Here is a 20,961-nt window from a genome sequence, read left to right on the forward strand (position 1 = left end):
GCAGCAGGCCCCAGCTTTTTGGATAGAGCGGGGCCGCTTCGCAGCCCAGCGGGAGCTAGCTCCCTCGCCACAGGTTCGGTGTCAGGCTTGATTGACGGGTATCAGCGTTCTGGAAGATCCCAGCTTTCACGCAGCTGCGCATATTCTGACTCCGGCAACTGAACCAGCAACGGCTCCTGCCGCGGGTCGAGCCAACTGAACAACTTCGCAATATTAGCCGGGTCCATGGCCGTACACCCCAACGTCGGCGAAGTCGGCCCACGCCAGATATGGAAGAAAATGCACGACCCTGCACCAACAGACGCTGGCGTGTTGTGCTCGATGAAGATCCCATTTCGGTACATGTCATCGTCGCGGCGCATCTGTTCGGAGCTGTTCCAGTCCTTGCTTACCGTCGCGCCGTCGACCAGTTGGTTGTAGCGTTTGGATTGGCTGTCATCCACGCATTCCTCGGTCGAGGTCAGCGCCAGGTAGGGCAATTTGGTGTCCGCCGAGTTGGCGTAGCCAAACGCTGTGCCCAGTTTGAAAATCCCCGCCGGGGCTTTGCCATCGCCTTCACGCTTGACCGGCCCCTCGCGTTGGTCGACGACGGTCAGTCCCTTGCCCCAGGCCAGTCCACTTTTACCGACCACCACCGCAAACGGCTCGCCGTATTTTTCAAAGGTTGGCCCATGGCGTTCATAGCGCTGGGCGCTGCCCTGAATGTCGGTCCAGTTTTTGGTAGTGACGATAATCAATTGGTTGCTGGTACTCAGTGCCAGCGGGGTAATCGGGAAATCCATCACCTGCTTCAACGCCGGATTGCCGGTGTAGGTGAAGTGCCACCATTCTTTCGAATAACCGACAAACCCTTCTTTCTCCAGCGCGCTGGTGAGTCGCTGGCGATTGGCTTTGGCGGTCGCGTTGATTGCCGTGCTGTCGGTGTGTGCCGGCTCATCGAAGCAATCGAAGCCAGTGCCCATGTCCAGCGCACCGTCCGCAAAGCGCTGGTCATAAGGCGCGGTGCAATCGACTTGCCTGGCCGACGGCGTCCAGGTGGCGGCGGGCAGGGCGGTTGGGCCGGTCAGCGTCAGGTCAACGGTGCTGCCCTTGGAATGATTCGACACCCGCGCCACGTAGCCCAGGTGCCAGAAGTCTTGCTTGTCCACGCGCGGATAGAATTCGGCTTTGGTCGGATCACCCGGCACTTTGGCGAAATTGCCCATATCGGCGACCGCGCGAGCAGGGCGATAGCAGTCGAAAACCTTCAACCCGTAGCCTTGGGAATGCAGTGCGGTTTGAACCCGGGCGAGGGCTTTGGCCGCATCCACCGACAGCAGGCATTCAGGCGCCTCGTAACCGTCGAGCGGGTGGCCGGTGAAGTTGTGGGCCGTGGCGTAGCGGATGTCTTGCTCGATGCTGGGGGCGATTGTGCGCAGATAAACCATGTGCTCGGGCCGTGGTTCGGCGTTGGCCATGCCCGGCACGACAAGGCACAGGGTCGCCAGGATTTTGCTCAGCGCGGGCATGGGATGCCTCCATAAAGAGTCCATATTCAGCGGATCGCACCTCGGATATCGGCCAGGATCCGCGCCGCATCTCGCGCCGGCGGTAAACCGAATACGAGAGCATAGTCGCGACTGAACTGGGTGGCGCTTTCATAGCCGACATCGAAGGCTGTGCTGGTGACGCTTTTAGCGTTGGCCACCAACAGCGTCCGGGCCTGTAGCAGTCGAACGCGCTTTTGATACTGCAAGGGGCTGAAGTTGGTTACGGCCTTGAAGTGCCGATGGAAGGCCGACACGCTCATCGCCGCTTTCTGCGCCAACGCCTCCACCCGTAGCGGCTCGGCAAAGTCGCGGCGGATCCACTGGATGGCCAGACTCACCCGCGCTATTGCCGAATCGGGCGCGGCGATTTCCCGCAGCATCCCGCCGTGGGGGCCCTGCAACACCCGATAGAGAATCTCCCGCTCGTAGACTGGGCTCAACGCCGCAATATCCGTCGGCCGATCCATCAATCGCAGCATCCGTACCCAGGCGTCCATCAGCTCGGGTGTGACTGCAGCGACCGAGAAACCGGCTTCCTGTTCATGGCGCCCGGCCGCCGGGGGAAGGTCCGCCAGCAGATTCGCCACCACCGCAGGGTCGAGCGTCAGGCTGACGGCCAGGTAAGGCTCGCCGGTCGCGGCCGGATGCACCTGGCCCACCGCCGGCAGTTCGATGGACATGACGAAGTACGTCGCCGGGTCATAGCGCAGCGTGCGGTCGCCAACGGTCATCGATTTACTGCCCGTCAGTATCAGGTTGATCATCGGCTCGTAGACCGCGGCCAGCAGGTGTTCCGGGATTGCGCCCTGAACCATTGCCACCCGTGGGATGCCGGTCTCGGTACGGCGGTTTTCCGCTCTGGCAGCGAGGGTTCTAAGTTCATTCAGCTGATTGTTCATGGGGAGACATCTGATCCCATGACCACCCACGGCGCAAGCAAAAAGCAGAAACAGGCAGGTTTCGAGTAGGAATGGCTGCGCTCGCCGGCAGGTCTATCGCTACCGTGGTGGCTTACCTCATTCACAACGGAGCAAACATATGAACGTCATCCTGATCACCGGCGGTAGTCGCGGCATCGGCGCCGCCACCGCCCAGTTATGTGCCCGGCACGGCATGGGCGTCATCCTGACCTACAACAGCAACCGCCAGGCGGCCGAGTCGGTCGTGGCGCTTATTAACGCTGAAGGCGGCAAGGCCGTGGCGTTGGAACTGGACGTAGGGGATGTCGGCTCGTTTGGTGTGTTTGTCGAGGCGGTACGGCGTGCGCTGCAATCGACCTGGCAGAAGGCGACCCTGAAAGGCTTGGTCAACAACGCCGGACATGGCCTGTTCAACCCGATCGAGACGGTCACTGAGGCGCAGTTCGACAGCCTGATGGGCGTCCACCTCAAAGGCCCGTTCTTCCTGACCCAGGCCCTGTTGCCGCTGATGGAGGAGGGCGCGGGCATCGTCAACCTGACCAGCGCGACCACCCGCGTGGCCACTGCCGGCGTAGCCCCGTACGCCGCGTTCAAGGGTGGCCTGGAAGTGCTGACCCGCTACATGGCCAAGGAATTCGGTGAGCGGCGTATCCGCGCCAATGCCGTCTCACCCGGCGCGATCCGCACGGAATTGGGTGGTGGCCTGAACGATGAATTCGAAGCATTGCTCGCTTCGCAAACCGCCCTCGGTCGCGTCGGCGAACCGGCCGATGTCGCGCGGGTCATCGCCATGCTGTTGTCCGAGGACAGTGGCTGGATCAACGGGCAGAACATCGAGGTTGCTGGCGGTTATATCATCTGAAGGCGCTCAGCCTTATACACCAGGCTCTGCGGTTGCCCCGGTACATCATCCAGCTCACCGAAGGGTTGCATGCCGATTTTTTCCAGCACACCGATGGAGGCCGAGTGGGCAGGCCTGACCAACGCATAAACCTGTTCGACCTCCAGGTCAGTAAAGGCGAATTCGAGCGCTGCGCAGCCCAACTCCGTCGCATAGCCCTTGCCCCACGCGGCGGCATCAAACCGATAGCCCAGGTTCAGTCGCTCAACGTTGAGGTAGTTGTACAACGCAATGCCGCCGAAACCGATCACCTGCTCCGGTGCTCCACTGGTTGAAATCGCCCATTGGCCGTAGCCGTTTTTACCCCAGTGATGGAGCCAGCCTTGCAGCAACACTTCGGCCTGACGAGCGTCGGCCAGCGGCCCTGCCGGGTTGAACTGATTCGTCGCCGGGTCGCCGTAGATCTCAAACAGGCGAGCCAGATCTTCGGTTTTTGGCGGCCTCAAGATCAATCGCGCGGTGGTTTTGTGCATGGTCCGGTCAGTCCTTGTCGGAGCGGCATTATTTTTTCGGGGTTTTACCGCTGGTAGGGATGTGCAGGTAAGCCATCACGCTTTCGGTCAGTTCGGTCGCCAGTTTCACAGCTTCTTTATTGCGCGCCATCACGCCCGCGACCAAGCCTTCAATCAACGCGAGCACGGCGATGTTGGAACTGGTCAACACGGGGTGGTCGGCGGGGGCAAACAGCGTGTGTTCGGCGATGCTGGTGAGCGGCGAGGCGGGGGAGTCGGTGATCGCCAGTACCGAGGCGCCACGTTCGTTGGCGAAGCGCGCGAGTTGCAGGGTGTCGAGGGAATAGCGCGGCAGCGAGATCGCCAGCAACACGTCCTGATCGGTGATCGCCGCCAGTCGGTACGCGGCGTTTTCGTTACCACCTTCCATGCTGATCGCGGTGGCGTCGGCACAGAACGGCATCAGGGTCGAGGCGGCGAGGCCGGCGAAGTAGACGCTGTTGCCAAAGCCGAGGATGTAGATTTTGCGCGCGGTGGTCAGTCGGGTGACGAACGCTTCGAAGGTGTCGGCATGATTGTTGGTCGCCGCCGTGGCGAGGTTGCTGCTGGCGCTCTGGATTTGCTCATGCAGGCCAAACGCGCCACCGGGCCGATGAGCCAGTTCGTTGCGCAGTTTGTCGACTGGCGAGACCATCTGCTGCAACGTTGCGACCAGTTCGGCCTTCATCCCGGTGTAACCGCCCAGGTCCATGGCCTTGGCCAAGCGGTTGACGGCCGCGGGTGAAGTCGACGTCTCGTGCGCCATCTCTTCGATGGTCAGCGTTGCCGCCCGCAATGGGTGACGCAGGATAAAATCTGCGACCTTGCGCAGCGACGGCGGCAAATCGGCAACGATTTCCGCCAGTTTGCGCATGACCGGCGCGGCATAGACCGTGGTGTTTTTCGATGAAGTCGGCATGTGCGGCTCAACAGATCCTGAGGGCATAAGGTTGGCTGGAGTGTATCCGAAGCCAACCGTCGGTGCGCAGCGCGGGTTTGACCGACTATTTCAAACTGCCGGACAGAAATTGCTGGAGGCGCTCGGACTGCGGATTGACCAGCACCTCACGCGGGTCTCCACGCTCTTCGACCTGGCCCTTGTGCAGGAACACCAATTGGTTCGAGACCTCGCGGGCGAAGCCCATTTCGTGGGTCACGACCACCATGGTCCGGCCTTCGAGGGCCAGGTCCTGCATGACTTTGAGCACTTCGCCGACCAGTTCCGGGTCGAGGGCCGAGGTCGGTTCGTCGAACAGCATCACTTCCGGCTCCATCGCCAGCGCGCGGGCAATCGCCACCCGCTGCTGCTCGCCACCGGACATGTGTGCCGGCCAGGCGTCCATACGATGGGCCACGCCGACTTTGTTCAGGTAATGCTCGGCCTTTTCCCGTGCCTCTTTCTTGTTGATGCCCAGCACGTGAACCGGGGCTTCCATGACATTTTCCAGCGCACTCATGTGCGACCAGAGGTTGAAATGCTGGAACACCATCGACAGTCGCGAACGCATGCGTTGTAACTGCTTGGGTTCGGCAGCCTTGAGCCCGCCGAGTTTGTTGCTCACCAGTTTCAGTTGTTCGCCGTTGAGCACGATGTTGCCGGCGTTGGGCTGCTCCAGCAGGTTGATGCAGCGCAAAAAGGTGCTTTTGCCGGAACCGCTGGAGCCGATGATGCTGATCACATCGCCGGCCTTCGCTTCCAGGGACACACCCTTCAGTACTTCGTGTGAGCCGTAGCTTTTGTGCAGGTTCTGGATTTCAAGTTTGTACATGTTGTTCACTCTTCTGGAGTCAGTCGCTGAGCAAGCGACCCTGGCGAATAAGGCGGGAGCCGGCGACTTTGGCTAGCCACAAACCGGGTTGGGCAAAACGCAGGCGTTCGCGGGCATAGAGGATGCCGTCGGTGCTGGCGCGCACGATGCTGTGGCGGTCGGTCAGCGGATCCAGCACTTCGAACAGTGGATCGCCGACCCTGACCCGGGCGCCCAGCGGTTGCAGGAAACTCACCACGCCGGGGTGCGGCGCATAGGCGTATTGCGCGCCGGCGAAAGGCGTTGCTTCGCAGCCGCTCGGTGGCGCGTCCGGCCAGTCGCCGCTGATCAAGCCTTGTTCGGCGAGGTAACCGAGAATGGCTTCGGCGCTGTCGACACATTGCTCGCGTTCGGTGTCGGCCATGCCGCGCAACTCGATGGTGGTGGCCACGCAGGCCAGCGGAATAGCGGCTTCAGGAAACAGTTCGGCCAACCGCAGCCAAGGAATCGCACAGGCTTCATCGAAGGCGCTGCCGCCGGCATCTTCGGCCAGCAGAGCGGCGCCGGCACCGAGTCGAGCGGCCAACGAGCGCAGGCGCGGCCAGTTTTGCGGCATGGCGTAAAGCAACATGATCGACTCGAAATCGCAGTGCAGGTCCAGCACCACATCGGCGTCGCAGGCATGTTGTAGCAACAGCCGGCGCAGGCCATCGAGTTCCGATGTCGCGGGCGGCATGTCGGCGAGGACATCGAGCATGGCGCGGCGGATCAGCACGGTGTTGAGGTCGGCATCGTCGCTCAGTTGATCTTTCACCAGCGCTGCCACGGCTTCCACCAGTTCCGGGAAGTCGCGGTTGAAGTTCTTGCCGCTGTTGAACTCGAAGCGCCCCTGATGGGTGGCCTGGAACATCTGGGCGATGCCGATGGGATTAGCCATCGGCACCAGCTCGATGGTCCCGTTCAGCCGACCTTGTTCTTCCAGCACCCGCAGGCGTCGCTTGAGTTCAACCGCCACGCGCATTCCCGGCAGCTCGTCGGCATGCAGGGAAGCCTGGATGTAAGCCTTGCGCGGCCCGCTGCCAAAGCGAAACAGCGACAGACGCCGTTCAGTGCCCGATGCACTCCACGGCAACAAGTATTCAATGTGCTCCATAAATGCTCCTTAGTGCTTGCGCGGTGCCAGATACGCCAGCCAGCGGCGCTCGGCCAGCTTGAACAGACGCACCAGAATGAAGGTCAGGGCCAGGTAGATCAGGCCGGCGGTGATGAACGCCTCGAACGGCAGGTAGAACCGCGAACTGACTGTTCGCGCCGCGCCGGTGATGTCCACCAGGGTGACAATCGACGCCAGGCTGGTGGTTTGCAGCATCATCAGCACTTCGTTGCTGTACTGCGGCAGCGCCCGGCGCAAGGCCGATGGCAGCAGAATCCGTCGGTACAGGGTGAAGCGCGACATGCCCATGGCTTTGGCCGCTTCGATCTCGCCGTGGGCCGTGGACTTCAAGCTGCCGGCCAACAGTTCCGCGCTGTAGGCACTGGTGTTGATCGCAAAGGCCAGGCAAGCGCAAAAGGTCGCGCTGGACAGGTACGGCCACAGCGCGCTTTCACGCACGGCGGCGAACTGCGCCAGGCCGTAATAGATCAGGAACAATTGCACCAGCATCGGCGTGCCGCGAATCACGTAGGTGTAGAGCCAGGCCGGGAAGCTGAGCAGCGGTGAGCGGGACACACGCATCAGTGCCAACGGGATCGCCAGCATCAGGCCAAACGCCAGGGAAATCAGCAGCACTTTGAGGGTCAACAAGGCGCCGTTGAAATACAGCGGCAGGTTTTCCCAGATCAGGTTGTAGTCGAGCATCAAAGGTTGCTCCCAATCACAGTTCGGCGGCTTTGATGCCGACCGAGTAGTGTTTTTCCAGATAGCGCAGCACCAGCAACGACACGCTGGTGAGCATCAGGTACAGCGCCGCCACCGCGAGGAAAAACGTAAACGGCTCGTGGGTCGCGTCCGCCGCGTTCTTGGCTTTGAACATCATGTCTTGCAGGCCGATTACCGAGATCAATGCGGTGGATTTGGTCAGCACCAGCCAGTTATTGGTGAAGCCCGGAATGGCGAAGCGGATCATCTGCGGCACCAGAATCCGCCAGAACACTTGCGCGCCACTCATGCCATACGCCGCGCCAGCCTCGGCCTGGCCTTTGGGGATCGCCATGAACGCACCGCGAAAAGTCTCCGAGAGATAGGCACCAAAAATGAAGCCCATGGTGCAGACGCCGGCAATGAACGGGTTGATGTCGATGTAGTGGGTGTAACCGAACGCGAGGGCGAGGCGGTTCACCAGGTCCTGGCCGCCGTAGAAGATCAGCAGGATCAGCACCAGGTCAGGAATACCGCGAATCAGGGTGGTGTAACTTTCGCCGAGCATCGCCAGCCATTTGAGCGGCGACAAGCGAAACGCTGCACCGATCAGGCCGAGGGCAATCGCCATGGCCATGGAGGTCAGGGCCAGGTTGATGGTCAGCCAGGCGCCATCGAGAATGCTCGATCCGTAGCCGTGAAGCATGATGAAGTTCCTCAAGCGAGCGCCGAATGGCGCGCGACACAAACCCGGCGCAGCGCCTTTAGCGGGGCGACGCCAGGGTCACAGGTAAGGGCTTATTCGCCGTAGATATCGAACGCGAAGTACTTGGCCATCACTTGCTGGTACTTGCCGTTGGCACGGATCGCATCAATCGCGGTGTTGAGGCGCGCGACGGTCACACTGTCGCCTTTGCGCACCGCAATCCCGGCGCCGCGACCGAAGTATTTCGGGTCGCTGATGTCCGGCCCAACCAGGGCGAAACCGCTGCCTGCCGGGGTTTTGATAAAGCTTTCGTTGGTGTTGACGATGTCGGCGAGGGTGGCGTCCAGACGACCCGAGGCGAGGTCGAGGAAGGCTTCGTTTTGTGAGCCGTAACGCACCACGTCGACCCCGGCTTTTTCAAGCTGCTCGGTGGCGAAACGGTCGTAAGTCGAGGAGCGTTGCACGCCGACTTTCTTGCCCTTGAGATCCACCAGAGGGTCGTTGATCACATTGCCGGCCTTCATCGCGAACTTGCCCGGCGTGTGGTAGTACTTTTTGCTGAAGTCGACCGACTTCATCCGGTCTTCAGTGATCGACATCGACGACAACACGGCATCGATCTTGCGCACTTTGAGCGACGGGATCATGCCGTCGAATTCCTGGATCACCCACTCACATTTGACCTTCATTTCTTCGCACAGCGCGTTGCCGATGTCGTAGTCGAAACCACTGACGTTGCCCTCCGGCGTTTTGTAGGAGAAGGGCGGGTAAGCGGCTTCGATACCGATGCGCAGGCTGTCGTCGTCGGCGTGAGCCAAAAAGCTGAAAGCGCACAGTGCCAGGGCACCTAGAAGTTCTGTCTTGTTCATATTGTTGACTCCTTGGAGGGGGCGTTGGGTGGTGCAGGTGCGAGCCGTCCGGTTGGCGCGGTGGAGCAGTCCTGATGATTTTGTGGGGCTATAAATGACACGTATTATTTCATTAATCAATAGTGTGAAAATAAACGTGTCAGATTGAGGCGTGAAAAATCCCGGGCATGCCGGGATTTTGGGTTCTGCTGTTTGTTCGGAACTGCTTTCCAGAGCGGTTCGCGTGAGTTGGTACCGTCGGTCAGGATCAGGTGCTGGTATTACGCGTCACCAACCGCAACGCACTCGCGACACTGCCAACCGCAGCAAACCCTGCGCCGATGCTCAGCGCCAGCACCGGGCCGTGGGTGCCGGATATCCCGAAGCTCAAGGCGACCAACGCGGCACCGGTCGCCTGGCCGATCAGTCGGGCGATGGCAATGGTGCCGCTGGCACCGCTGGAGCGGTCCCGAGGTGCGCTGGTCATCAGGGCTTTCTGGTTCGGGGCCTGGAAGAAACCGAAACCGATGCCGCAAATGATCATGCGGACCACGATCTCGATTGCGCCGGGATCACTCGGCATTAAGGCCAGGGACACCATGCCGGCGCTGAGAATGGCCAGCCCGATCCCGCCGAGCAGGCCGGGCGGGTAGGTGTCGGACAGACGCCCGGCCACCGGCGCGATAAGCGCCACGACGATGGACCACGGGGTCATCAAGAATCCGGTCTGGATCGGGTCGCGGCCCAGGGTTGTTTCGAAGAAGAAGGGCAGCGAGACGAAGGCCAAGCCTTGAGTGGCGAAGGAACAGAACGCGGTTAGCGCCGATAAGGCGAACATCGGGCGCTTGAGCAAATCCAGCGGGAACATCGGCGCCGGACGCCCGGATTCTCGGCGCAACATCAAGGCCCCGGCAACCAGGAATACCATGAGGGCGATCAACACGCTGTTCATTGAGCCCAACTGCGCGGCCTGGCTCAACGCGAAGATCAACGCACCGAAGGTGATGGCATTGAGCACGGCTGTTGGCCGGTCAAAGACCTGGGCTTTGAGTGTGCTGGTCGGCAAGGAACTCCAGGCGAAGGTCAGGGCAAACAGGCCCAGTGGCAGATTGATCAAAAACAGCCACGGCCAGTTGGCGACCGACAACACCAGCGAGGCGATGGTCGGGCCGGCGGCGAAGCAGGTGCCGACCACTAATGCGTTTAAACCGAGGCCGCGACCGAGGCGTTCCGGGGGAAAGATCAAGCCGATCAGCGCGGCATTCACGCTCATGATCGCACTGGCGCCGACGCCTTGGAGGACTCGGGCGATGGTCAGGGTCGGCAGCGACCAGGCGAGCGCGCACAACGCCGAAGCCACCACGAACAGGATGATGCCACCGAGGAACACCTTGCGGTGCCCGATGATCCCGCCCAGCGAGGCGAACGGCAGTAGGGTGGCCACGGCCGCCAGTTGGTAGGCGTTGATGATCCACACCGACGCGGCGGGCGACGCGTGTAAATCGGCGGCAATGGTCGGCAGCGCGGTGTTGGCGATGGCGGTGTCGAGTACCGCGAGGGCAATCGACACCAGAATCGCCACCAACCCACGGAGTTCACGGGAGGTGAGTTTGCCGGGAGTGGCGGCTGGCAGATTCGAGGCTGGCTGAGTCATGAGTTTTGACTGGCCAAGCCGGGAAGGACCACGCCCAACTGTTGATTGATCATTTTCCCGACTCCCCGTGTGCAGGCGCTGCGCAAGGCCCTCACTCTACCTAAATCCATTGCGCTTCTGTAGACGGCTGTTGCGTCATTTTGCCCCGAACAACATCGTCCAGTAGACGCCCTCGCTGCTGCGCGTATCGGTGGCAAAGGCTGCGCCGACCTGGGTGAACATCGGGTTCATCAAGTTGGCGCAGTGGCCGGGGCTGGCTAGCCAACCGGCCATCGCCTTGCTCGGTGAGCCCTGGCCGGCGGCGATGTTCTCGCCGATTTGCCGGCCACGGTAGCCAGCGGCCCTGGCGCGGTCTGCCGGCATATCACCGTCGGGGTCCTGGTGTGCGAAGTAATTGCCGTAGGCCATGGCTTTGCTGTGGCCCTGCGCGGCGGCGCCCAACGCGGCATTCCAGCTCAGCGGCCGGGCGGCGGCAAAACGCTGGCGACCACACATCCGCGGCCTGGCCCGTGCGGCGTTGACCTCGGTCAGCAAGGTCTTGCTCGCGGCTCGCGGGTCGCCCATGCGACTGTCGAGCAACGGCTGCGCCAGCACCACTTGCCACTCGCTGCGGGCGCGACTGATACCGATGTCGGCATACTGCCCATCGAGCAGCGCCCCGCAGTAGCGGCCCTGCAGCATGTCGAACGCCTCTTCGGCATCTTGCGCACCGACCAGGCGGATGGTGCGCACGCTCACCGCTTGATAGCCGTTCTGCTTCAAACCCTCGCGCAACGGGCCGCCGTAACCGATCGGCAAGGCCAGGTTCGATTTCAGCGCTAGGGGTGTCAGAGATTGGGGCGGACGTACCGAGCAGCGGCCAGGGTGGGCGCGGTAGTTGTTGATGTCCGACACCAGTTGCCGCTCCTCGCTGGCATGGGCGGACGTGGCAAACAGGGGAAGCAAAGGCATGAGGCAGAGCGAAGCAACGCGAAAGGACAGGACGGCTTGGCGCATGGGGCGAATGGCTCTGATGAGATGACGACGGTACTGACGACCATGGGGCTGAGGATGCGCTGGCGGGGGGGGCGAGCGTATTTCAGGGCAGGTCTATGACTGCGGGTTTGAATTCTGGTTCATGGTGGCACTGCGGCAAATTTCGGGTGGGAGCGGGCTTGCTTGCGATGGTTGAGTGTTAGCCGACTTTGATGCTGGATGTGCTGGCCTCATCGCGAGCAAGCCCGCTCCCACAGGGGGGTGGTGTTGACCGGAGTTTATGCGCCTGACACCGATCCAGGGTGGGAGTGAGCTTGCTCGCGATGGCGGTGTGTCAGTCGACATTGATGCTGGATGTGATGGCCTCTTCGCGAGCAAGCTCGCTCCCACAGGGTTGATTGTCGTCAGTCTCGACGTCTTTTAAAAACGATCCAGCCTGTAGGGCTCCATCGCCGGCAACTCCTGTGATGAAGTGACGGTCGCAGGTGACGCGATTCGTGCAACAAGCTCGGCGGTGACGGCCGCCTGTGTCAGGCCCAGGTGTTGATGGCCGAAGGCGAGCAGGACTTTGCCGTCGCACACCCGGTCGATGATCGGCAGGGAATCCGGCAAGGACGGGCGAAAGCCCATCCAGGGCGTGGCGGCTTCAGCGTTCAAGTCGCGACTGAACAGGCCTTTGCTCAGGCGGTGCAACTGCCACGCACGCTCCATGGTCGCAGGACGCTCGAGGCCGGCGAACTCGACGGTGCCTGCCAGCCTCAAGCCATCGGTCATCGGCGTCATGATGAATTTGCGTTCCAGCGAGGTGACGGCGAAAGGCAATCGATCATGCTCATGCGGCAGCATCAGGTGATAGCCGCGTTCGGTGTCCAGCGGGACCTTCTTGCCGGTCAACGCAGCGGTGAGTTTCGCCGAGTGGGCACCGCAAGCGATCAGTACCTGGCGGGCCGTCAAATTGCCTTGTTCTGTCGTCAGCGACACACCGCGCTCATGCAGGCGTCCGCCCTGGACCTGTTGCTTCAAAAACGCCACGCCGCTGGCCTTGGCCGCGTGTACCAGTTCGCAGACCACCCGGTAGGGATCGAGAAAATGCCCTGTGCTCGGATAGAACAGTCCGCCCTGGACCCGCTCGCTGAGTTGCGGGGCCTTCGCGCGGATGGCCTCGGCCTGCCAGTAGTCGACCGGAACTTCCTGTTGGCGCATACGTGCTTGCAGTGCTTCGATCGCCTGACGCGATTCGGGCCGCTCGAACACCAGCAAAGAGCCGTCTTCTCTCAGCAAATCGGGGCGAGCAATGTCCGCCAACAACCGCTGCCAGGCGCTAAGGCTGCTCTCGTTGAGTGCGCGCAGGCCGGCGACGGTGCGTTGGAAGGGCGCCGGACGCAGGTTCAACAACAGGCGCGTGAACCACGGCAACGCGCGCGGCATGTATTTCCAGTCCAGCCGCAGCGGGCCCATCGGGTCCATGAGCATGCCGGGCAGGCGTTTGAGGATGGACAGGTCCGCGATGGGAAATACCTGTTCAGTCGCCAGATGCCCGGCGTTGCCGAACGAGGCGCCGTGACCCGGCTCCTGCTGATCGATTACGACCACTCGCAGACCTTGGCGTGCCAGCCGTAGGGCGCACGCAACGCCGATAATCCCGGCGCCGACCACGGCAATGTCAGCAGTGTCGTGGCTGTGGTGATTAGACATTGTCCTGGGCTTCTCTTTGGCCATCGAGCAGGCGCCGCAATTGCAGCGGATTACTGTGTTTGAGCGCTGCAGGCAACAAAGTGTCAGGAAAGTCCTGGTAGCAGACCGGGCGCAGGAACCGCAGGATGGCGGCGGTGCCGACCGAGGTTGTGCGTGAGTCGGAAGTGGCTGGGTAGGGGCCGCCATGGACCATGGCATCACATACCTCAACCCCGGTCGGCCAGCCGTTGACCAACAGGCGTCCGGCCTTGCGCTCGAGCACCGGCAGCAATGCCCTGGCGCTGTCCAGATCGGCGTCGTCCAGATGCAGGGTTGCGGTCAATTGGCCTTCCAAATGCTCGATAACCTGGCGGATTTCGTTGTCGTCGACGCATTGCACAACCAACGATGCAGAGCCGAACATCTCCGCCTGCAACGCTGGGTCGGCGAGAAAATCCTGCGCCTGGGTGACGAACAAATGAGTCTGGCATTGGTTCGGGGTTTCGCCCCTAAGTCCAACAGCCGCTGCCCTGGCGTGGGCATGTTCGAGCAGCGCGCCCACGCCGGCCTCATAAGTATTGAAGATGCCGGGGGTGAGCATGGTTTGCGCCGGGCTGCGCTGAACCAGGTCCGCAGCAGTCCTGATGAAATGCTCCAGTGCCGGGCCTTGGCGGGCAATCACCAGTCCCGGATTTGTGCAGAACTGGCCGGCACCCTGAGTCAGGGAGGCGACGAAGCCCTGCGCCAGCGTTTCGCCTCGGGTGTGAAGGGCCGCCGGAAACAGCAACACCGGGTTGATCGAACTCATTTCCGCACACACCGGAATCGGCTCGGGCCGCGCCTGAGCTGCCTTGCACAAAGCGATGCCGCCACTGCGCGAACCGGTGAAGCCCACAGCCTTGATGCGCGGGTCGGTGACCAAGGCGATACCCACTTCGCGTCCAGAGCCGAACAACAGCGAAAACACACCTTCGTGCAGGCCACATTTTTTCACGGCACGAGCCACCGCGCGGCCAACCAGTTCGCTGGTGCCGGGGTGAGCACCGTGGGCCTTGACGATCACCGGGCAACCGGCGGCCAAGGCCGAAGCGGTGTCACCGCCGGCAACGGAGAAGGCCAGCGGAAAATTGCTCGCGCCAAATACGGCCACCGGCCCCAGCGGAATTTGACGCTGACGCAGGTCCGGGCGCGGCAGCGGCTGGCGCTCCGGTAACGCCGCGTCGACGCGCACGTCCAGCCATTCGCCTGCACGCACGGTGCGGGCAAAGGTTCGCAGTTGCTGGCAGGTGCGGCCACGTTCACCCTGGATACGCGGGCGCGGCAGTCCTGTCTCGGCGACCGCGCGTTCGATCAATTCATCGCCAAGGGCTTCGATCTCATCGGCGATCATTTCAAGGAAGTGCGCGCGGGTCGCCAGTGGCGTTTCGCGATAGCTGTCGAAGGCTGCCGACGCCAATGCGCACGCTTGTTTGACGTGCTGGTCGGTGCCGCCGGGATAGGCCGGATCGAGCGGTTTATCGGTGGCTGGATCGATCGCCCGGATCGCTTCGCGAGTGCCGGTAATGGCGTGCTGACCGATCAGCATTTGCCCTGTCAGAGTCATGGCGCTTTCCTGGAAAAAAGGGTGGGCCCAACTGCGCAACAGGGGTGTTGCGCAGCGGGCACGAACACGGGCTAAGGTCAGGCGACGTTCTGTTCTGCCGACCAGTTTTTGTACCACTGGCGGAACAGCGCGTACTGGTTCTCGGCGTAATGACGCTGGGCATCGCTCAGCACATCGGTCTCGTTGAAATGCAGGGTGTATTCCTTGTCGCCATTGAGCACCATCAAGTGCTTGTAATAGAGCACCAGGTCGCAGCCTTCATCGAACGACGACAGCACGGCCAGTGCAGATTCCAGCTCCCGGGCCAGACGTCGGGCCTTGGCATCGCCTTTGGCCGCTTGCTTGCTCAGGGCCACCAGTTGCAGCACTTCCCGTGGCAGGGCGTTGCCGATGCCGGTAATCGCACCGGTGGCGTTGCAGTTGACGAAGCCATGGACCACTTGAGTATCGACGCCGACCATCAGCGTGACGTTGTCGTCCTGGGACGTGATGTTCTCGGCGGCGTAGCGCAAGTCGGCGGCACCGCCGAACTCTTTGAAGCCGATCAGGTTCGGGTGTTCGCGGCGCAGTTCAAAGAACAAATCGGCGCGGGTGGCGAAGCCGTAATAAGGGCTGTTGTAGATCACCGACGGCAGCTTTGGCGCGGCGTTCAGAATGGCGCCGAAGTGGGCTTTTTGCGCGGCTGGCGAGGCGCCCCGGGACAGCACGCGGGGAATCACCATCAGGCCATGGGCGCCGACTTTGGCGGCATGTGCCGCGTGGGAAATCGCCTCGCGGCTGTTCACGGCACCGGTACCAACGATGGTCGGAATGCCCGCAGCGACCAGACGTGCCACACCTTCCTGACGCTCGGCTTCGGTGAGCAGCGGCCAGTCACCCATGGAGCCGCAGTACACGACCGCACTCATGCCGATGTCGATCAGTTCGCGACCCTTGGCCACCAGCGCGTCAAAGTCCGGCTTGCGCTCGGCGGTGCAAGGGGTCATCAGTGCAGGGATGCAGCCAGTGAAAATGTTGTCGCTCATCGTTGTCACTCCTTGAAGCATTCAAATTTATTTAAGGTGAAGTGCCGCGTGGCCGCTCAAATGCCCCACGCGAAGGGATCTTGTTCGTCGATCAGCAGGGTGCTGTCGGCGGTCATAAAAGCCTGGCCGGTAATGAACGGGCGGACGCGCTCGCCTTCCCATTCGTAACTGCCGATGAACTGGCTGGCGGTGATGCTCGCTTGTACCCAAGACTCACCGGCGGCCAGTTTTCCGTCGGCCGCCAGGCATGCCAGTTTGGCGCTGGTGCCGGTGCCGCAGGGCGAGCGGTCGTAGGCCTTGCCCGGGCACATGACGAAGTTGCGGCTGTCGGCCTGATCGTCGTCGGCAAACAGTTCGACATGGTCGATGAGGGCGCCGTCTTCACCATGAATGCCTTGGGCTTCCAGGGCCTTGAGCATCGCCCAGGTGTATTCGGTGAGAGCCTCGACGTTGTCGAGTTGCAAGGCTTGCCCGTGATCGGAAACCAGGAAGAACCAGTTACCGCCCCAGGCAATGTCGCCGTACACGCGGCCGTGTCCTGGCACTTCGACCGGCACCTGTTGGCGATAACGGTAGGCAGGCACATTGCGCAGAGTCACGGTGCCGTCTTCATGCAACGTGGCATCGACCGGCCCGACCGGTGTGTCGATCTTGTGCACACCCGGAGCGATGTGCCCCAGGTAGTGCAATGAGTTGACCAAGCCAATGGTGCCGTGACCGCACATGCCCAGATAGCCGGCATTGTTGAAGAAGATCACGCCGCAGGTCGCATCCGGCGAGACCGGTTCGCAGTACAGCGCGCCGACCAGTACATCGTTGCCACGGGGCTCCAGCAGGCAGGCGCGACGCCATTGATCATGCTGATCGCGCAGGGCATCGCGCTTTTCGACCATGGTCTGGCCCGGCAACTGTGGAAAGCCTTGCATCACCAACCGAGTCGGTTCGCCGCCGGTGTGGGAGTCAATGACATGGACTTTTTTCATAAACCTATCCTTTAGACGAGAGCCTGAATGTCAGGAAGAAGCCTGGGTGCGCGCACTCACCGGGCGTTGGCCTGATGGGATGCTTGTCTGTGGACGCTCGGCTTCGCTTTCATCGTCCTCGTCTTCCAGACGAACCAGATGCGCCGGCACGCCGGTCGCCGCGCCCCAGCAATAAATCCCCAACGCGAAGGCCGCCACGACCACGGTGTCGAAGGGATGACTGAGCACGCCCAGGCCACCAAAACTGCCGAGCTTGGACAGCACGATGGTCACGGCGTAGAAACCGATCAGCCACGCGGATGAGCGGATTTGCTGGGCGAGGCTGAGGTGTTGAGTCGGGACGAAGCGACCGCACAACAGGTAGACCACGAACATCAGGATCTGCAGGCCAAGTAGCCAGGACACGGTGTCCCAACCCGACCAGTAAACGATCAGCGCGGCGATCACGAACGACAGTGGACCGAGTACGCCCATCCACTTCACCCGGAACGGACGCGGCATATCTGGCGCATTGCGGCGCAGTGCCGCCACCGACACCGGAGCGACGGCGTAGCTCAACACCAGCGCGGCGGAGACGACGTTGATCAGGGCTTCCCAGGAAGGGAAGGGCAGGGTCCAGAACACCGACAAGGCAAAGGTCAGCCACAGCGCCGGGCGCGGGATGCCGGACTTTTCGTCAATGCGGGTGAACACCTTGAAGAACGTACCGGTTTGCGCCCAGCCGTAGATCACTCGCGGTGTAGCGTTCATGTAGATGTTGCCGCAACCGCTGGGGGAGATCACCGCGTCGGCGACCACCAGATAGGCCAACCAACCCACGCCGAGTGCCAGGGCAATGTCGCGATACGGCAGGGACAATTCCTTGGCAACGCCAGCCCAGCCGTTGGCCAACATTTCGGTCGGCACGCCGCCGAGGAAAGCCACTTGCAACAACACATAAATCAAGGTGGAAAGCAGCACGGACAAGATCAGTGCAATCGGAATGGTCCGTTGTGGATTCTTCACTTCACTGGCCACCGAGATGATCGGCGTCAACCCGAGGTAAGCGAAGATGACGCCACCAGCAGACACCGCCATCTCGACGCCCGACAGACCGAATGGCGCGAAGCCCTGGGCGTGGAGGTTTTCCGGTTTGAAGAAGGTGAACAGCACACCAATCACCAGTAGCGGAACGATGAACTTGAACACGCTGACCAGGTTATTGGCCATGGCGAAGGTCTTCACACTGCGATAGTTGAGCATGAAGAACAGGCAGAGCAGGGCGAACTGCATGAGCCAGCCAATGATCGTCGGATCGCTGGAACCGACCTTCGTCAGCTCGGGAAACCAGGCAGCGGCATACTGGCGAGAGGCAACAACTTCGATCGCCACCAGGCTGGTGAAGGCGATCAGCGTGATGAAACCCATCAAGTAACCCAGCAACGGGCCATGGGAGTAAACCGGGTAGCGAACCACACCACCGGCACGCGGCAGCGCAGCACCCAACTCGCAGTAAACAATGCCCAGCAGCAGGACGGCAAAACCGCCCAGCAGCCAGGAAAAGATCCCGGCCGGCCCCGCGATAGCGGAAACGTGACTGGCCGCGAACAACCAGCCGGAACCGAAGATCGCTCCCAATCCGATGAACGTAAGGTCCATCAATGAAAGTTGTTTTTTGAACTTGCCTTTGCCTGACATAGCGTCGCCTTCTTGTGAGTTATTGGATAGGCAGGTGTGCATGCAATGGCCATAGATTGAACGCGTCAGCAGGCGTGCGATTGATGTTTTGCGTGGATGTCGATGACGAAATCGGCACAGTTTTGACGGGCGAGCTGGAGCTACACTGCCGCATTTCAGCATGTGCTCAGGTGCATCGCTGCAAGCTCGACAGTGCGTCGACCTTGGGGCAGTCTGATGGGCAGGTGTCTCGACACAGGCGCGGCCTTTCGCCTGGCGGACAGTGGGAGAGTGAGATTCATGACGCAGAACGCCTTTGCGATCCTGTGCCAGGGAAACGATCAGAGTCGCCCTGAAACCATCGAAGAATTACTGGCGGGCGTGGCACTGCTGTTGCCCATGCTGGATGTGATTCCGAATGCCGCGATCTTTATCAAAGATACCCAGGCGCGTTACGTCATGGCCAATCGCACCCTAGTTCATCGATGTGGATTGAAACAGCTGCAACCCTTGCTCGGAAAAACCAGTGCCGAGGTTTTTCCAGCGCAGTTGGGGCCTGGCTATACCGAACAGGATCGACGTGTTCTGGAGCAAGGCCTGGTCCTGGAAGACCAACTCGAGCTGCACTTGTACGGAAGTCGAGAACCCGGTTGGTGCCTGACGCACAAACGGCCGCTGTACAACCGCAACGGTGTAATCATCGGCCTCGCAGGGATCTCGGTTGACCTGCAATCGGCCAGCGACACGCACCCAGCCTACCAGCGCCTGGCCGCCGTCGACGAATACATTCGTGCCAATTTCAATCGTCGCGTCACCCTGGGCGAACTGACACGGATTGCCGGTATTTCAGTGGCCCAACTGGAAAGATACTGCAAGCGCGTGTTCCACCTGACGCCCCGGCAGATGATCCAAAAGGTTCGGCTGGAGCATGCGCATCGTTTGCTCCATACCGATATTCCGATCACTGATGTTGCGTTGCAGTGCGGATATACCGACCACAGTGCGTTCACTCGGCAGTTCAAGGCATCGACCGGTTTTAGTCCGCGGGAGTATCGGCAGGCTACGGGGCGGTGAGGGTGGGTGAGGGGATGATTTTTGCCGTTTAAGACGTTGCTGTTGGGCTGCGACCTAGACGATGTTTAGAGAACCTGCATTGGTTTGCGTGCCCAAGCTCCAAACATCACATCACCAATATAAATGCTGTCGGTCTGTGCCTGTTCCGCATCCAGTCGCGCTTGCAACGTGTCGATCTTAATCTCTTCTGCCGTCGCGACGCCATGTGCAACAACTCGTGGCAGGCAGGCGCGGACAATGCTGCCTAAGCCATAGGCCGAACTGGGCGTCTGCACCAGACATTCTGCACGGACGTTTTCCACGACCAGTCCTGCTTGCGTCAAGATTCGATGCAGGTTGAAGCCAATGTGGAGATCAGCCCCTTCCATCTCGATCATCCTTCGAATCCAGCCTTGGGCTTGGGCGTGCAGCGGAAAGGGTGTAAGGCTGGCCGGCACCATTGTGCTGTCGTGCTCCTGGAATACAATAATTCCTCCTGGTCGAAGTCGAGCGGCGAGCGCACGGACGGTCTGCACAGTATCAGCCTGGTACATCAGTACCCGGCGTCCCACAATGGCATCGAAATTTCCTAGAGCCTCCGGCATTGAGAGCAGATCCCCTTGTATAAAGGTTGTCGCCGCTGCGCCCTCCGGGTGTATCCGCTGACGTGCCATGGACAGCGCATTTTCGTCCTGGTCGATACCAACAACTGTTCCGTTTAGTCCAACGAGCCTTGCTGCGAGGAGGGTGACCTCCCCGGAGCCGCAGCCTATATCAAGCACTCGCATTCCAACACGAACCCCCGCATCCGAGAGAAGGCGGTGAGTGAAATCAGGTTGGGAAGTTGACATGAAAGTCCTCCATTGGCTTTACATACCAGTATGCGGCGTTGCTGAAGTTGGAACAATTCGCTTCCTTCAGCGCGATTGGACCTCCCAGTGTCTGCTAATGGCTGCCGGTCGCGACAGGCAGCTATCGACCGAGGCTCTGTGAAAACGTTTTCGAGAAGATTTGACGGTCAGAACCGAAACGTAAATCGCGCTCCTATGGAAATTTCAGGTCTGCTGACTAAGCAAACGCTGGCAGATTTTACATAGCAACGCAGACTTCAAAACGAAACCCGCGTTTTCACACAGCCTCGGCCAAAAGCGGACGGTCAGCCCCTTCTTTTTAGAGCGTGGTTAAATTTCCAGCAAGAAACGAATATCAGCGACCAGCTGCTTACAACTACTGGCATTTTTCGGGAGGCGCACTTGGTGTCGCAATGCCATTATGCGCAAGAAGTTGCGCACTTACTCGGTAAAAACAGCTACTGACTTCGCTCAACTCGTCGAGCA

At 61.0% G+C, this 20,961-nt stretch carries 19 protein-coding genes; 2 read left to right on the forward strand and 17 right to left on the reverse strand.

Going from position 1 to position 20,961, the window contains the following annotated elements; translation table 11 throughout:
• Nucleotides 1-101: 101 nt before the first annotated feature.
• Together AC1MEW_RS15480 and AC1MEW_RS15485 are read right to left on the reverse strand one after the other, a co-directional pair.
• A complete protein-coding gene (locus AC1MEW_RS15480) occupies nt 102-1,508 on the reverse strand; it encodes a M15 family metallopeptidase (protein WP_480426837.1) in 1,407 nt (468 codons plus the stop codon).
• Between the two features lie 26 nt (nt 1,509-1,534).
• A complete protein-coding gene (locus tag AC1MEW_RS15485; RefSeq protein ID WP_201255992.1) occupies nt 1,535-2,428 on the reverse strand; it encodes an AraC family transcriptional regulator in 894 nt (297 codons plus the stop codon).
• A 139-nt stretch (nt 2,429-2,567) separates the two neighbouring features.
• Here AC1MEW_RS15485 and AC1MEW_RS15490 point away from each other — a divergent pair, with 139 nt between their 5' ends.
• On the forward strand, nt 2,568-3,311 hold the full coding sequence (locus tag AC1MEW_RS15490; protein WP_201255993.1) for an SDR family NAD(P)-dependent oxidoreductase: 744 nt from the start codon (nt 2,568-2,570) through the stop codon (nt 3,309-3,311).
• On the opposite strand, the gene AC1MEW_RS15495 is transcribed toward AC1MEW_RS15490, so the two are convergent.
• From AC1MEW_RS15495 to AC1MEW_RS15560, 14 genes are all read right to left on the reverse strand, one after another.
• Nucleotides 3,299-3,823: a GNAT family N-acetyltransferase gene (locus AC1MEW_RS15495; RefSeq protein ID WP_480426840.1), complete on the reverse strand. Its 525-nt coding sequence runs from the start codon at nt 3,821-3,823 to the stop codon at nt 3,299-3,301. The two genes, AC1MEW_RS15490 and AC1MEW_RS15495, sit on opposite strands and share 13 nt — an antisense overlap.
• A 28-nt stretch (nt 3,824-3,851) precedes the next feature.
• Nucleotides 3,852-4,760, reverse strand: a complete 909-nt coding sequence (locus AC1MEW_RS15500; RefSeq protein ID WP_201255995.1) for a MurR/RpiR family transcriptional regulator — start codon at nt 4,758-4,760, stop codon at nt 3,852-3,854.
• 85 nt (nt 4,761-4,845) lie between these two features.
• Nucleotides 4,846-5,610: an ABC transporter ATP-binding protein gene (locus AC1MEW_RS15505; protein ID WP_201255996.1), complete on the reverse strand. Its 765-nt coding sequence runs from the start codon at nt 5,608-5,610 to the stop codon at nt 4,846-4,848.
• Nucleotides 5,611-5,629: 19 nt separating this feature from the next.
• The gene (locus AC1MEW_RS15510) at nt 5,630-6,742 is read right to left on the reverse strand and encodes a succinylglutamate desuccinylase/aspartoacylase family protein (RefSeq protein ID WP_480426843.1); all 1,113 of its coding nucleotides are present in this window, start codon (nt 6,740-6,742) and stop codon (nt 5,630-5,632) included.
• 9 nt (nt 6,743-6,751) lie between these two features.
• Nucleotides 6,752-7,447, reverse strand: a complete 696-nt coding sequence (locus AC1MEW_RS15515) for an ABC transporter permease (RefSeq protein WP_416350754.1) — start codon at nt 7,445-7,447, stop codon at nt 6,752-6,754.
• A gap of 16 nt (nt 7,448-7,463) precedes the next feature.
• Nucleotides 7,464-8,153 carry an ABC transporter permease gene (locus AC1MEW_RS15520; protein WP_201255999.1) on the reverse strand — a complete coding sequence of 230 codons (690 nt, stop codon included), beginning with the start codon at nt 8,151-8,153 and terminating at the stop codon, nt 7,464-7,466.
• Between the two features lie 92 nt (nt 8,154-8,245).
• On the reverse strand, nt 8,246-9,022 hold the full coding sequence (locus AC1MEW_RS15525) for an ABC transporter substrate-binding protein (RefSeq protein WP_480426846.1): 777 nt from the start codon (nt 9,020-9,022) through the stop codon (nt 8,246-8,248).
• Nucleotides 9,023-9,269: 247 nt separating this feature from the next.
• The gene (locus AC1MEW_RS15530; RefSeq protein WP_480427243.1) at nt 9,270-10,586 is read right to left on the reverse strand and encodes an MFS transporter; all 1,317 of its coding nucleotides are present in this window, start codon (nt 10,584-10,586) and stop codon (nt 9,270-9,272) included.
• 204 nt (nt 10,587-10,790) lie between these two features.
• Nucleotides 10,791-11,651 carry a CAP domain-containing protein gene (locus AC1MEW_RS15535; RefSeq protein ID WP_480426848.1) on the reverse strand — a complete coding sequence of 287 codons (861 nt, stop codon included), beginning with the start codon at nt 11,649-11,651 and terminating at the stop codon, nt 10,791-10,793.
• A 399-nt stretch (nt 11,652-12,050) separates the two neighbouring features.
• Nucleotides 12,051-13,325, reverse strand: coding sequence for an NAD(P)/FAD-dependent oxidoreductase (locus AC1MEW_RS15540; protein WP_322268970.1), 1,275 nt, complete (start codon nt 13,323-13,325; stop codon nt 12,051-12,053).
• Complete coding sequence (locus tag AC1MEW_RS15545; protein ID WP_480426850.1) at nt 13,318-14,907, reverse strand: aldehyde dehydrogenase (NADP(+)); 1,590 nt, start codon at nt 14,905-14,907, stop codon at nt 13,318-13,320. Before AC1MEW_RS15545 ends, AC1MEW_RS15540 begins: the two co-directional genes overlap by 8 nt.
• A gap of 77 nt (nt 14,908-14,984) precedes the next feature.
• On the reverse strand, nt 14,985-15,932 hold the full coding sequence (locus AC1MEW_RS15550; RefSeq protein ID WP_201202771.1) for a dihydrodipicolinate synthase family protein: 948 nt from the start codon (nt 15,930-15,932) through the stop codon (nt 14,985-14,987).
• Between the two features lie 56 nt (nt 15,933-15,988).
• Nucleotides 15,989-16,915: a 4-hydroxyproline epimerase gene (locus AC1MEW_RS15555; RefSeq protein WP_201202773.1), complete on the reverse strand. Its 927-nt coding sequence runs from the start codon at nt 16,913-16,915 to the stop codon at nt 15,989-15,991.
• A 30-nt stretch (nt 16,916-16,945) separates the two neighbouring features.
• The gene (locus AC1MEW_RS15560; RefSeq protein WP_480426853.1) at nt 16,946-18,592 is read right to left on the reverse strand and encodes an APC family permease; all 1,647 of its coding nucleotides are present in this window, start codon (nt 18,590-18,592) and stop codon (nt 16,946-16,948) included.
• Nucleotides 18,593-18,871: 279 nt separating this feature from the next.
• Here AC1MEW_RS15560 and AC1MEW_RS15565 point away from each other — a divergent pair, with 279 nt between their 5' ends.
• Nucleotides 18,872-19,645 carry an AraC family transcriptional regulator gene (locus AC1MEW_RS15565; protein ID WP_201255015.1) on the forward strand — a complete coding sequence of 258 codons (774 nt, stop codon included), beginning with the start codon at nt 18,872-18,874 and terminating at the stop codon, nt 19,643-19,645.
• A 65-nt stretch (nt 19,646-19,710) separates the two neighbouring features.
• Here AC1MEW_RS15565 and AC1MEW_RS15570 read toward each other — a convergent pair whose 3' ends face one another.
• Nucleotides 19,711-20,475 carry a methyltransferase domain-containing protein gene (locus AC1MEW_RS15570; protein ID WP_480426856.1) on the reverse strand — a complete coding sequence of 255 codons (765 nt, stop codon included), beginning with the start codon at nt 20,473-20,475 and terminating at the stop codon, nt 19,711-19,713.
• Nucleotides 20,476-20,961: the final 486 nt, after the last annotated feature.

It is taken from the genome of Pseudomonas sp. ASL4 (assembly GCF_056680395.1).